This is a genomic window from Cyanobium sp. Copco_Reservoir_LC18, from assembly GCF_009834675.1.
Lineage (GTDB): Bacteria > Cyanobacteriota > Cyanobacteriia > PCC-6307 > Cyanobiaceae > Cyanobium > Cyanobium minutissimum.
Window position 1 is genome coordinate 386,407 of record NZ_ASAC01000012.1, and the last position, 12,476, is coordinate 398,882.

Below are 12,476 nucleotides of genomic sequence, written 5' to 3' on the forward strand. Positions count from 1 at the left end.
GCACTCCATCGTTGCCTTCCTGCGCCCCTTCTTCGGCCTCACCGCCGGCGGCTCCAGCCCCCCTTGGGCGGGGGACACCCCCCTTACACCGAATGGGCATAACTCTGGTGCAGGCTCCGCTGAGCATGGAGGCCCTGTTCGTTGGCTGAGACGATCAACCCAAGCGAGCTCACCAAGGCCACATTGGCGCCTAGGCGACACAACCGCCGAGCATTGAGGTTGACGGTCATGGTTCGCCGTCGCCGGGCTCAGGCAAGATCACACGGAAGCTCCTTCCAGCCGATGCTGCAGGTAGGCCTGAAGCTCCGGATCACAGGCGAAGACCCAGCAAGACTTCGTTCCCCGGCTCATCAGGGTGCGGTAGGTGTTGCGGATAATCGCATCCGCTTTCTGGCAGGTCGCCTGGGGCTTGTGTTTCAGACCCAGCTTGCAACCCTTCAGTGACTGATCCGAGCGTGCCCGTGCTGCCGGCACCGATACAACCTGGCCATCACGGAATGCCAGATCCGGTCCGATGATCACCCCGATCGTCTCCAGCTCCAGCCCCTGGCAGGTGTGATTGCAGCCCACCTCTTCGACCGTTCCCGGCTTCATGATCCACACGCTGCCGTCTTTGCTCAGATTCCAGCGCGCCCTGTAGCCGAAAGGCTCAATCATGATATCCCAGTCCTTGGGATGATACTTCGACGCCCAGTTCCAGCAATAGCCCGCGACCATTCGCGCCTGATTCGAATGGTTGGCCCGGCGAATGCAATCGTGCAGAGCCACCGGATCATCGAAGACGCGGAAGTCGTAGCTGCCAGGATCCAGCCGCTCGTTCGCCGTTTCACGAATGCCGAGAGTGTGATCCAACCAGGCCAGATAGCCATTGGAACCGCTGCAGCGGAACTGCGATGGCAGCATGTCGCGGTGCAGTTCCGCCTCATGGAACTGGCACCATTTCTGGATCTCGGCCGTGGAACCACTGTCATCGAAGGTGACGCGCTGATCCTCATGGAGAAAGAAGACCGTCAGCTTGCTGGCGTGGATGATCTCCTTGACCTGATTTTCACCATTTTTGTCGTAGATCGTCTTGGTCATCAGCCGGTGACTTTCATCCACGATCAGAACGTCGTAAACTCCCTCTCGACAACCTACAAAGCAGGCAGAGCCACAGAAAAGATTGTCATACTCCCCTTTCGTCAGTGAGCCAGTGAGTTTGGCCCGGTAAACATGTCTGGGTGCCATGTTCTTGCTGACATAGCGGGCATTCATCCCCATTCCCAGCAGTCGAGAAAGAAGGTTCACGGCCACGACCGATTTTCCAGTGCCGGGTCCGCCCTGCACCAGCAGCACACAGTGCCGCCCTTCCCTGAGCTGGCGTGCAAGGGCAAGCGCCTTTTCGAACACCACCTTCTGCTCGTCGATGAGCACGAACTCGGCATTACCCTTCAGCATCTTCTCCACCGCATCTGCAAGCTGCCGGCTCGGCTTCGCCTTCCCATCGCGGACCTTCTCGATCGTGCGCCCTCGGTCACCCTTGTGCAGGCAGCGGCTCAGGAAGGCAGCCATGGCGGCGTTGTCATGGCGCAGGAACACCGGTGCCTGCTCCAGATACGGGTGATAGCGGGCATCGGTGATACCGCTGCCGTCGCTACAGTTGTGGAGATAGGCGCAGGGCATCAGGGAAATCTGATGCTCCACCACCTCGGTATTGAATCCCCGGAGCAGCGCCCCGTAGCTCATCGCCTGATAGGAGGGATGTATGGTCTCGCGCGGTCCCTTACCCAGGAAGGTGCGCACCACCCCGTCGAGATCCGTGGGCTCCACCGTTTCCCACTGCTTCAATTCCATGATGACCGCCGCAGGATCCCCAGCCTCGTTGCGACCTGAGAGCAGTAGGTCAATCCGCTTAGCGGTGTTGTGGATGCGGTATTCGATCGCCACCCCCAACTCTCTGGGGATCGCCTCGAACTGCAGTACGTTGCCAACGCATTGAAGCGAGTTCTGCCAGGCCCGGAATTCATTGGCAGCCACCTTGTGGCCGGTGATGGCGATGTAGCGCTCATGCACCTCGATTTCGATTCGCTGCTCACGGACGTGCTTAAGGAACTCTTCCCTCGTTTCGAGATAGATGATCACATCAGAAACACCATCAATGAAGAAGCCCTATGAGATTCCGACTCTAGGTTACGGATGGGGCTGCCGTTCGGTCTCAACGCAAGTTTGAGCCGAGGAGATTTCGGATTTGCCATCACCTCATGGCTCGGCAGATCGGCCGTATCGGTGTGGATGCCCAGTTCGGTTCCTTCGCTGGTTGCCATGGGTTAGCGCAGAGCCTTGAACTGCGGATCCAGTATGGTGTCCAGGATCCAGAGCGCGTGTCCCCTCTGGATGACGCCCTGTGCACGCTCTCCATAGAGTGAGCAAGAACCTTGGTCCAGCGTTTGGTCAGTGCCAGGTCGATCGGCCCCAAGGCGTCGGTGTTGGCTCTGACCAGTAGGGCGCCGTGGATCAGGGAGGTGACGCCGATGACTAGATCTGACGTGGAAATCGGGCTGGCTTATCGGCCACGCCGGCTCCCGGAGCGCCGCAGCAGTGGGCAGCATCCCCACGAAAGGGCAGGCAAAGGTCCTCGAACAAGCTGACCAACTCCTCCAACCAGTTCTGCCGCTGTGCCTCCTGGCGCGGCCGGGCAGGTGATCGCAGGCAATGAATGCATCGAGTCTCCGTCGCTCTGCTGCAAACGGCACTCTTCTCATGGCTGCACCTCAGCCCTGACCCCGGATCCGGCCAGTTTGAGGTAGTACAGGATGTGCTCATCCTCCAAAGGCATCGGCGGGCGGTAAAGGCTGGCCACGTGGGACTGAGGGATTGTGGAAGGCCGCATCGGCGAGCCAAGCCGTCGCCAGGGAGTCCTTCTTGCGAAACAGGCGACGCCCATGGCCACAGACGTCACAAGCATCGAAATCGTCATCAAATGATGCGTAGACTGATGGATCCGTGGGCAGAACATTCGAACCACCGTGACGCTGGACGATGACCTGCTCGCCAGGGCCAAGCCGCTGTGCGGACATCTGGAACGCAGCGCCCTGCTCAAGGAAGCCCTTCGGGCCCTGGTGCAACGCGAAAGCGCCAAGCGACTCGCGGCGCTGGGAGGCAGTGATTCCGCGCTGGAGCCGCTCCCCCGTCGCCGCAGCACCACGTGATCCTTATCGACACCTCCCTGTCTTGGGTGATGGGCGAAATCGCCTGCGGGAATCTGCGCGATCGCGGGCAGGTGCTCAGCCTTCTGCAGGGTCTTCCGGCAGCCGTGGTGGCCAGCGACGAGGAAGTGCTGCTGCTGATCGAGCGCGACCAGCTGATGGGCCGGGGGATCGGATATGTCGATGCCCACCTGATCGCCTCCGCCCGATTGAGCCGCTGCCACCTGTGGACCCAGGACCGTCGCCTGGCCGCCATGGCTGAGGTGCTTGGGTTGGTGGTGGAGGAGGCAGAGCCCGGGTAAGGCCGCCCCGGCAGTGGTCCCCGGTGGCACCCACTGGCTGACCAGCCGGCACTTCTCCCTGGTCCGGGGCTGCCGCAGGGCAGACGGCGGCACCCTCGTGCGAAAGAGTGGTGATGCCTCCCCGGTTGCTGTCGCCATGGCGCCCCTGCGCTGCCACCTGCTGATCGGCCAGCCCGCCAGCGGCAAGACCACGCTCGCCCGGGCCCTGGCGCCCCTGCTCACCGGCCCCGGGGATCCCCCCGCCCTGGTGCTCTCCACCGATGCGATCCGGGCGGAGGTGTTCGGGGATGCGGCGGTGCAGGGGCCCTGGGTGGACATCCAGCAGCGGCTGCACCAGCGCCTGGGGGAGGCCGTGGCGGCCGGCATTCCGGTGATCGTGGATGCCACCCATGCCCGCCGGGCCTGGCGCCTGGCGATCACCCAGGCCCTGGCCCTGCCGGCGCCGGTGGAGTGGATCGGCTGGTGGCTGTTCACCGATCTGCCCACCTCCCTGGCGTGGAACGCCCGGCGCAGCCGGCCGGTGCCGGTGCCGGTGATCCAGGAGATGGCGGCCGCCCTGGCCGATCCCCACTTCGGGCCGATGCGTGCCGAGGGCTTCGCCGCCCTCTGCAGCGTGGTGCCCAGCCACCACGACGACCTGACGCCGGTGCTGGAGGCGGAGCTGGCGGCCCTGGACCGGCGCATCCGCTCGGCCACCAACCGGGAGCGCCAGGTGCAGCGCCACGGCTACTCCCGCCTGCTGGATCTGGAGCGGCTGCTGTTCCTGATCCGGCTGCTGGGCACCTGGCCCGACCTGGCGGCCAGTGATCCCGCCGGCGCCGAGGAGCTGGCTGCGATCCTCTCCCCGTTGCCGGAGGGCGATCTGGCCGATCGGGCCGCCGCCTTCCTGGGCCGCCTGCACGGCGATGCCTACGCCGATGCCGCCGCGATCCGCGGGGATCTGGCCTGGCTGGAGGCCAACGGCTTCTGCAGCGCCGTGCCCGCCACGGCACCGATCCAGCTGGCGCCCCTGGCCCGAAACCCCCACGGGGCCGTCCATGGCGGCCTGCCGCCGATGGGCGACGGGCCGGTGTTCCTGCGAGTGATGACCCTGCTGCGCCACCTGCTCCAGGAGCCCTTCGACCGGCCGGCCGGCCGCGGCGGCAACCTGCACCAGCACCTGATCGCCGCCACCGAGGCGATCCCGGGGGCCTACCTGCCCGGGGAAACGGCCACCCTGCGCAAGGACCTCGAGAAGATCCTCACCCCCTACGGCTTCCGCCACCGCAACGACAACGTGCGCCACGGCTACTGCCTCGGCACCGCCGTGCTCTCGCCGCCGCGGCTGCGGGAGCTGCACAACGTGGTGCGCCAGACCGCCGGGCGCCTGGCGGACCCCTCCGCCCAGGATCTGCTCACCGAGCTCGACGAGCGGCTGGGCTGGGCGGGCCTCAGCGCCGATGGCCTGGCGCCGGTGCGCAGTTACGCCCGCCACACCGTGGTGGACCTGGCCCTGGTGCGGCGGGATTCGCTGGCCGCCCCGCGCCGCGCCGAGGCGATCGAGACGGCGATCGTGGAGCACCGCCGCGTGCTGCTGAAGCGCTTTGCGGAGATGGGCAGCTTCGCCGACGGCCCCAGCGGGGAGCTGCGGGTCTGGCCGCTGCAGCTGATCTTCCACCACATCGGCTGGTATCTGCTGTACGAGGAGGACCACCTCGGCCACGACCAGGGGCTGATCCGCAGTGAGCGGCTCGATCGCCTCGCCCTGGTCCAGTCCCGGGGCGACCTGCGCCGCAACGCCGACAGCCACGGGGCGGCCCTCCGGCGGCTGGAGCGGCTGCTGCACCACAGCGGCGGCATCTACTTCGGCATCGATCTGGAGCAGCAGCGGCAGATCGCCGGCCCGTCGCCCCAGCGCCGCGCCCAGGCGCTGGTGACCCTGCGTTTCCGCTGCGCCCCCTGGGCCTTCGCCTTCATCCGCGAGGGCCTGCAGCGCTACCCGATCGAGCACACCCGCTTCTCCCGGCCGCTCCCGGGGGACACCTGGTGGCACCACCCCAAGGCCCCCCACGTGCTGGAGCCCGGCCCGGCCGGCGGCAGCCACCCCTACCCGGTGGAGCTCGATCTGCCGCCCTGGACCGTGGCCGCCGACATCGACCTGCGCAGCTGGCTGTTCGCCTTCGGCGGCGGCATCCGCATCGAGAGCCCCGATTCCCTCCGCCTTGAGCTGCTGCAGCGCTGCCGGGAGACGATCGAGGCCAACGGCAGCGAGGACCCACAGCCCGCGGGATTCAGCTTCCGCCGGCGCGCCCGGCCCGACTGAGGCCCTCTCCGGCCCGGCGGAGCCTTCCGCCGACCTCAGATCGTCAGCGTCACCCGGCTGAGCAGGGTGCTGGCGCCGGTGGCGATGAACTGGACCCCGATCGCCAGGGTGAACAGGCCCATCACCTTGATCAGCACCGTCATGCCCACGTGGCCCAGCAGCCGGGTGAGGCGGGTGGCGAAGGTGAACATCAGGCCGATCAGGGCCGCCATGGCCAGGATCGCCGCGAACAGTTCGAGGCGGTGGTCGAGGGTGCGGGCCGCCTCGGCGTACACCGTGATCGTCGACATCGTGCCGGCCCCGGTGGTGAGGGGCAGGGAGATCGGCACGATCGCCGAGGAGGTCATCTGGCCCACATCCATGCGCGAGACATCAAGGCTCTTCTCGTGGGAATCACCCGGATCGGTGGCCTTGAGCATGCTCAGGCCGCTGAACCCCAGCAGCAGGCCGCCGGCGATCTGGAAGGCGCTGACGCTGATGCCGAAGAACTGGAGCACCGCCGTGCCCAGGACAAAGGCCCCCAGCATGATCAGCAGGCTGGAGAGGGTGGTGATGCGGATCACCCGCCGCACCTGGCTGCTCGGCACCCCCTGGCTCAGGGTGAGGAAGGGCCCGATGGCAGGGAAGTTGTTGGCCACGGCGAAGAGCCCCAGCAGGTAGTGCTGGAAGGTGCTCGGCACCAGAAGCTCGGGGGGGACGGCCATGGTGCCCACTATCGCTAGGGAGCGGCCGGCGGCTTCCACAGCGGCGGGGGCGCCCCCGCCTCCAGCTGGCGCAGGCCCTTGTGCTTCTCCTCGGCGGGCTTCAGCGGCAGGCTGGCGAACTGCACCGGCTTGCTGCCATCCAGCCCGGCCGCCAGCAGGCTGAGGGTCTCGCCTGGCGACAGGTTGGTCTGCACCTTCGGCTGCAGCTGGCCCACCAGGAAGGGCAGCTTCGCCAGCCGCTCCGGCTGCAGCATCCGCTCGCGGAGGCTGCTGGCCACCAGTTGCTGGTTGCTGCGCCGGCCGGTGTCGCCCAGCCCGGGATCGCGGAAGCGCACCAGCTGCTCCACCTTGTTGCCCCCCAGCTGCTGCAGGCCGGCCTGCAGGTCGATGGTCAGCTTCTGGGTTTTGTCGCTGTAGCTCATCCGCCGCGGTGGGCTCAGTTCCAGCCCCCCCAGGCCGTTGACCAGATCCCTCAAGGCCCCCCGGGAGAGCACCAGGTAGCGGTCGGGGGCGGGGGGCTCCAGCCCCACCAGCTCCCGCACCGCATCGGCGGTGAGCGCCACGCCCCCGAGGCGGAAGGCCTCCCCCAGCCGCTTCGGACCCTTCTGCCCGGGCAGGTTCACCGCCAGTTCGGTGGGCAAGTTGAGCACCTGCAGGGGCCCCTCGGGATTGACCCGCACCAGCAGCAGGGCATCGGCGTTGGCCGGTCCCGCGGGGGCGGCCTTGTTGACCGGCGCGCCGATGGTCTCGGCATCGCTGCCGATCACCAGCAGGGTGATCGCCCGCGCCGGCGGGGCGGCCAGGCTGGCCGGGCCCACCTCCGGGGTGGGCGCCAGGGCCCGGTCGGGCATCGGCCAGAGCAGCCCCAGGACGCCCATCCCCACCACGGCGCCGGCGGCGGTGACGCCGAGGCTCTTGAGCAGCCGCCCGGTGGCCAGGCGCCGCTTCGCAGCCGGGGGCTGGGCCGTGGGGGTCCCGTTGCCGGGGGCCGGGGGTGCGTCGGGGCGGCGGGGCTTCCGGCGGGCGGGCATCGGGGCCGAAGCGGAGGGGGGCTGGGGGCACTCTCGCGCAGGCGCCACCGCCAGCCGGCGGCATGGGAGCGCAGCGACGGATAGCTTGAGCGTCGAGCTCCTGCGCCCACCACCGCTTGTCCTCCGTTCCTTCACCGGCGCCGTCGTCCCTGGCGCCGCACGATCGAGCCCGACCCCTGGCCAAGGGCAGCCCCAAACCGGCCAAGGATCTCTGCAGTGACTGCGGCCTCTGCGACAGCCGCTGGGTGGCCTACGTGCGCCGGGCCTGCGCCTTCCTGGAGCAGCGCTTCGAGGCGATGGAGGAGCAGGCCCACGGCCGCAGCCGCCGCCTCGACGACGAGGACGAGCTCTACTTCGGTGTGCACCAGCGCATGGTCACCGCCCGCCTGCGCCAGCCGATCGAGGGGGCCCAGTGGACCGGCATCGTCAGCCGCATCGGCGTGCGGGCCCTGGAAACGGGGCTGGTGGATGCGGTGCTGTGCGTGCAGCAGAGCCCGGACGACCGTTTCACACCGGTGCCGGTGCTGGCCCGCACCCCGGAAGAAGTGCTGGCGGCGCGGGTGAACAAGCCCACCCTCTCCCCCAACCTCGAGGTGCTCGAGCAGTTGCCGGGCAGCGGCATCGAACGGCTGCTGGCCATCGGCGTCGGCTGCCAGATCCAGGCCCTGCGGGCCGTCCAGGCCACCCTGCCCCTGCAGAAGCTCTACGTGCTCGGGCTCCCCTGCGTCGACAACGTCAGCCGGGACGGGCTGCAGACCTTCCTGGAGAGCGCCAGCCGCTCCCCCGACACGGTGGTGCACTACGAGTTCATGCAGGACTTCCGCATCCACTTCCGCCACAGCGACGGCCAGGAGGAAACCGTTCCCTTCTTCGGCCTCGACACGCCCGCCCTCAAGGACGTCTTCGCCCCCAGCTGCCTGAGCTGCTTCGACTACACCAACGCCGGCGCCGATCTGGTGGTGGGCTACATGGGCGCCACCTTCGGCCGCCAGTGGGTCACCGTGCGCAACGCCCTCGGCCAGGAACTGCTGGATCTGGTGGAACCGGAGCTGGATCTGGCGCCGGTGACCAGCTCCGGGGACCGCCGCCAGGCGGTGCAGCAGGGCATCGACGCCTATGAGAAGGCCCTCAAACTCCCCATGTGGCTGGCGGAGCTGGTGGGGGTGTTCGTGCAGCGCTTCGGACCCAAGGGGCTCGAGTACGGCCGCTTCTCGATCGATTCCCACTTCACCCGCAACGCCCTCTGGCTGCAGCGCCACCACCCGGAGAAGGTCGACGCCCACATCCCCGCCTTCGCCCGCCGGATCGTGGCCCGTTACCGGCTGCCGACACCGTGAGCGGCGACCCCCGGGCCTGCGGCGTGCTGCTCCACCCCACGGCCCTGCCGGGCACCCCCGCCTGCGGCAGCTTCGGGGCCGCCGCCCGCGGCTGGATCGACCTGCTGGCCGCCGAGGGAGTGGGGGTGTGGCAGCTGCTGCCCCTGGCCCCCACCGACGGCACCGGCTCCCCCTACAGCTCCCCCAGCGGTTCGGCCCTCAACCCCTGGCTGATCGATGCCGACGACCTGGTGGCCGACGGCCTGATCACCGCCGCCGACCGGGACGCCCTGCCCCGCGGACCTGACGATCACCTCGATCCGGCCGCCGCTGGCGCGCGGGCGGCCGCCATCGCCACGGCCCTGGCCCGGGGCTGGGCGGAGCAGCCGCCGGAGCGCCGGGCGGCCTTCGATCGCTGGGAGGAGCGCCAGCGCTTCTGGCTGGTCGACCACTGCCGGTTCATGGTGATCCGGCGCCTCCAGGACGGCCGGCCCTGGTGGGAGTGGCCCGAACCCCTGGCCCGGCGCCGGCCCGCCGCCCTGCGGGCCCTGGTCGACGCCCGGAGCCAGGCCCTGCAGGAGGAGGCCCTGCTGCAGTGGCAGCTCCAGGTCCAGTGGGGCCGGCTGCAGGAGCGGGCCCATGGCCAGGGGGTGCGCCTGGTGGGGGATCTTCCCTTCTATGTGGCCCACGACAGCGCCGATGTCTGGAGCCAGCGGCGCCTGTTCTCCCTGCGGGCCGGCGGCGGCCTGGTGGAGCAGAGCGGCGTGCCGCCGGACTACTTCTCCGCCACCGGCCAGCTCTGGGGCACCCCGGTCTACCGCTGGTGGGTGCACCGGCTCACCGGCTTCCGCTGGTGGCTGCAGCGGCTGCAGCGGCAGCTGGAGCTGATGGATCTGCTGCGGCTCGACCACTTCCGGGCCCTGGAGGCCTACTGGAGCGTCCCCGGCGCCGATGCCACCGCCGAGCACGGCTGCTGGCGTCCCTCCCCCGGCGGCGCCCTGCTGGCCCGCCTGCGGTCCCGCTGCCGCCGCCAGGGACGGCTGCTCCCGGGCGACCGGCTGCCGCTGATCGCCGAAGACCTGGGCGTCATCACCCCGGCGGTGGAGGCCCTGCGCGACCGCTTCGCCCTGCCGGGCATGAAGATCCTGCAGTTCGCCTTCGACGGCAACGACGACAACCCCTACCTGCCGGCCAACTACAGCGGCAGCCGCTGGGTGGTGTACACCGGCACCCACGACAACGCCACCAGCCTCGGCTGGTGGCGGGACCTCGACGACGGCGCCCGGGGGCGGGTGGCGGCGGTGGTGGGGGCTGAGGTGCGGGCACCGAGCTGGCAGCTTCTCGAAGTGGCGCTGGCCTCGCCGGCCGATCTGGCGGTGGTGCCGCTGCAGGACCTGCTGGAGCTGGGCGACGAGGCCCGCTTCAACACCCCCGGCACCATCGAGGGCAACTGGAGCTGGCGGCTGTCGCGCCCCATCTCCTCCCTGGCGGGGCCCCTGCAGGGCTTCGGCGCCATGGCGGCCCGCTACGGCCGGGGGCGCGGGGCGCCGGCCGGAGCCGGAGCCGGGGGCGGGTAGAGGAACTGGGCCTGGCCCTGGGGCGTGGCCGCCACACCACCCGGATCGGCGGCCCCCGCGGGCACCAGCGGCTGACCGTTCCAGCGCACGGACCCGGCCGGCGGTGCCGGCTCGAGCCGCAGGCTGAAGGGGGGCAGCACCGGCAGGCTGAGGCTGCCCTGCACCGCCGGCAGCTGGGTTTCGACCCCCCGGTCGCTGCGCAGGGTCACCCGGGTGGGCCTGGCCAGCTCCAGGCGCAGCAGGCCGAGGGCGAGATCGGGCCGGTTCCGGCCGGTCTCGCGGCGCAGCCGCTGCAGCCCCTGGCCGGCGGCGGCCTTGCCCAGGGGGCGCAGGTCGGGATAGGCCCCCAGGATGGCCCGGTCCGCATCCTCCTGATCCGCCCGCTCGCTCTGCTCGGCGCTCAGGGGCGGGATCGGCCGCAGCACATGCAGCCCCTGGGCGGCCAGCCGGCGCTGCTGCAGGTTGAGCCCGTAGATCAGACCGCCGCACAGCACGGCGTAGAGCACGGTGCCCTGCCAGGTGGTGAAGACATCGATCGAGCCCGGGGTGAAGCGCAGCAGCACCGTGTCCCGCCGCCGGCCGTGCTGGCGGTCCTGCTCCGGCGGCAGCACGCCGTCCAGGCTGCCGCCGGGCAGTTCCAGGTGCTGTTCCAGCAGCGGCAGCATCGTGCGCAGATAGGCCGCCTCCGGCAGCCGGTCCCGCCAGCCCCGCTCCAGGGCCTCCAGCACGGCGGTGCTGATGCGGGTGTCGAGGGCGAGCTGGCGCAGGCCGATGCCGCGGCTCTCGCGGGCCTCCCGCAGCTGCTGGCCGGCGACCAGGAGGGGATCCTGGGGCCGCTCCTCGACGACCGGACGCGACGGGCGCTGGCCCGGCAGGCGCTCGCGCAGGCGCTGGAGCAGGGGCTTGGCCGGAGTGGGCAAGGAAGGGGGGCTCAGGGAGCGACGGCCAGGGGGCCCCATTCTCCCGGTTCGACCCGGCGCCAGGCCCCTTCCTCCAGATCCCCCAGCGACACCGGGCCGATGGCGATCCGGCTGAGGTCGAGCACCGGGTGGCCGAGGATCTCGGCGGTGCGACGGATCTGGCGGTTGCGGCCCTCCCGCAGCACCAGCTCCAGCAGGGTGGCGCCGCGGTGGTGGCGCAGCCGCCTCAGCTCCACCGGCAGGCTGGGCAGGCCGTCGAGGGGCACGCCGGCCCGCCAGCGCTCCAGGGTGGCGGTGCGGGGCAGCCCCTCCACCCAGACCCGGTAGGTCTTGCGATGGCCGTAGCGGGGATGGGTGAGGCGCAGGGTGAGGGCGCCGTCGCTGCTGAGCAGCAGGGCGCCGCGGCTGTCGGCGTCGAGGCGGCCCACCGGATGCAGGCCGGGGCGCAGCTCCGGCGGCAGCAGCTCCAGCACGGTGGGGCGGCCATGGGGGTCATGGCAGGTGCTGAGCACCCCGACCGGCTTGTGCAGCAGCAGGGTCAGGGTGGTGCTGGGCAGCTCCAGGGGCCTGCCGTCGACGCTGATGCGGTCGCAGGCGGGGTCGGCCCGATCCCCGAGCCGGGCCCGCTCGCCGTTGACCCGCACCCGGCCGTCCCGCAGCCAGACCTCCGCCTGACGGCGGGAGCAGAGCCCTGCGGCCGCCACGAGTTTCTGAAGCCGTTCGGCGCCCATCGGGCCATTCTGGGCACCGCTCCAGGTCGGAGCGAGTCCGCGAAGTGATGGTAGATTTACGAAACCAAATGGTTTCGTAACAAGGGACGATGCCTTCGATCACCGTCACGGCTGCCTCCACGGTTACGGCTGCTTCCGCGTCCCTGCTGGTCCCCACCGGCGATTCGCTGCGTTCCTACCTGCGGGACATCGGCCGGGTCCCCCTGCTCAGCCATGAGCAGGAGATCACCCTGGGCCGCCAGGTCCAGGAGCTGATGGTCCTCGAGGAGCTGCGCGAGGAACTCACCCTGCGCTCCGGGGGTGAGGAACCCAGCCCCGAGCTGCTGGCCGCCGAGGCGGGCCTCACCCCGGCGATGCTGCGCAAGCGCCTGCACGCCGGCCGCCGCGCCAAGGAGCGGATGGTGGCCG

12 protein-coding genes are annotated in these 12,476 nt (G+C 69.9%); 6 read left to right on the forward strand and 6 right to left on the reverse strand.

The window, feature by feature from the left end; genetic code table 11:
- Nucleotides 1–258 precede the first annotated feature (258 nt).
- Together L107_RS07260 and L107_RS07265 are read right to left on the reverse strand one after the other, a co-directional pair.
- Nucleotides 259–2,121, reverse strand: coding sequence for a DUF2075 domain-containing protein (locus tag L107_RS07260; RefSeq protein WP_159817409.1), 1,863 nt, complete (start codon nt 2,119–2,121; stop codon nt 259–261).
- Nucleotides 2,118–2,303, reverse strand: a complete 186-nt coding sequence (locus tag L107_RS07265; RefSeq protein WP_159817411.1) for a hypothetical protein — start codon at nt 2,301–2,303, stop codon at nt 2,118–2,120. Before L107_RS07265 ends, L107_RS07260 begins: the two co-directional genes overlap by 4 nt.
- 702 nt (nt 2,304–3,005) lie before the next feature.
- Here L107_RS07265 and L107_RS07270 point away from each other — a divergent pair.
- The 3 genes from L107_RS07270 (at nt 3,006) to L107_RS07280 (ending at nt 5,789) form a co-directional block, all read left to right on the forward strand.
- Complete coding sequence (locus L107_RS07270; protein ID WP_236550556.1) at nt 3,006–3,188, forward strand: type II toxin-antitoxin system VapB family antitoxin; 183 nt, start codon at nt 3,006–3,008, stop codon at nt 3,186–3,188.
- A 29-nt stretch (nt 3,189–3,217) separates the two neighbouring features.
- Nucleotides 3,218–3,487 carry a VapC toxin family PIN domain ribonuclease gene (locus L107_RS07275; RefSeq protein ID WP_159817413.1) on the forward strand — a complete coding sequence of 90 codons (270 nt, stop codon included), beginning with the start codon at nt 3,218–3,220 and terminating at the stop codon, nt 3,485–3,487.
- A 136-nt stretch (nt 3,488–3,623) separates the two neighbouring features.
- Nucleotides 3,624–5,789, forward strand: a complete 2,166-nt coding sequence (locus tag L107_RS07280) for an AAA family ATPase (protein ID WP_159817415.1) — start codon at nt 3,624–3,626, stop codon at nt 5,787–5,789.
- A 35-nt stretch (nt 5,790–5,824) separates the two neighbouring features.
- On the opposite strand, the gene L107_RS07285 is transcribed toward L107_RS07280, so the two are convergent.
- Nucleotides 5,825–6,493, reverse strand: coding sequence for a MarC family protein (locus L107_RS07285; RefSeq protein ID WP_159817417.1), 669 nt, complete (start codon nt 6,491–6,493; stop codon nt 5,825–5,827).
- A 14-nt stretch (nt 6,494–6,507) separates the two neighbouring features.
- Nucleotides 6,508–7,524, reverse strand: coding sequence for an LCP family protein (locus L107_RS07290; protein ID WP_159817419.1), 1,017 nt, complete (start codon nt 7,522–7,524; stop codon nt 6,508–6,510).
- Nucleotides 7,525–7,673: 149 nt separating this feature from the next.
- Between L107_RS07290 and L107_RS07295 the strand changes: the two genes are divergently transcribed.
- Both L107_RS07295 and malQ read left to right on the forward strand, forming a co-directional pair.
- The gene (locus L107_RS07295; RefSeq protein ID WP_370515423.1) at nt 7,674–8,861 is read left to right on the forward strand and encodes a Coenzyme F420 hydrogenase/dehydrogenase, beta subunit C-terminal domain; all 1,188 of its coding nucleotides are present in this window, start codon (nt 7,674–7,676) and stop codon (nt 8,859–8,861) included.
- Nucleotides 8,858–10,417 carry a 4-alpha-glucanotransferase gene (malQ, locus tag L107_RS07300; RefSeq protein ID WP_159817423.1) on the forward strand — a complete coding sequence of 520 codons (1,560 nt, stop codon included), beginning with the start codon at nt 8,858–8,860 and terminating at the stop codon, nt 10,415–10,417. The genes L107_RS07295 and malQ overlap by 4 nt, the downstream gene beginning before the upstream one ends.
- Here the strand turns inward: malQ and L107_RS07305 are convergent.
- Together L107_RS07305 and L107_RS07310 are read right to left on the reverse strand one after the other, a co-directional pair.
- Complete coding sequence (locus tag L107_RS07305) at nt 10,366–11,337, reverse strand: RodZ family helix-turn-helix domain-containing protein (protein ID WP_159817425.1); 972 nt, start codon at nt 11,335–11,337, stop codon at nt 10,366–10,368. The two genes, malQ and L107_RS07305, sit on opposite strands and share 52 nt — an antisense overlap.
- 11 nt (nt 11,338–11,348) lie before the next feature.
- Nucleotides 11,349–12,068: a pseudouridine synthase gene (locus L107_RS07310; RefSeq protein WP_159817427.1), complete on the reverse strand. Its 720-nt coding sequence runs from the start codon at nt 12,066–12,068 to the stop codon at nt 11,349–11,351.
- Nucleotides 12,069–12,157: 89 nt separating this feature from the next.
- Between L107_RS07310 and L107_RS07315 the strand changes: the two genes are divergently transcribed.
- A partial coding sequence (locus L107_RS07315) for a sigma-70 factor domain-containing protein (protein ID WP_304523545.1) occupies nt 12,158–12,476 on the forward strand: 319 nt, incomplete at its 3' end.

Coding starts and splice junctions, on each gene's coding strand:
- L107_RS07265 (WP_159817411.1), bottom strand. CDS start 2,303: ATGGCAACCAGCGAAGGAACCGAACTGGGCATCCACACCGATACGGCC.
- L107_RS07275 (WP_159817413.1), top strand. CDS start 3,218: ATGGGCGAAATCGCCTGCGGGAATCTGCGCGATCGCGGGCAGGTGCTC.
- L107_RS07280 (WP_159817415.1), top strand. CDS start 3,624: ATGGCGCCCCTGCGCTGCCACCTGCTGATCGGCCAGCCCGCCAGCGGC.
- L107_RS07285 (WP_159817417.1), bottom strand. CDS start 6,493: ATGGCCGTCCCCCCCGAGCTTCTGGTGCCGAGCACCTTCCAGCACTAC.
- L107_RS07290 (WP_159817419.1), bottom strand. CDS start 7,524: ATGCCCGCCCGCCGGAAGCCCCGCCGCCCCGACGCACCCCCGGCCCCC.
- L107_RS07310 (WP_159817427.1), bottom strand. CDS start 12,068: ATGGGCGCCGAACGGCTTCAGAAACTCGTGGCGGCCGCAGGGCTCTGC.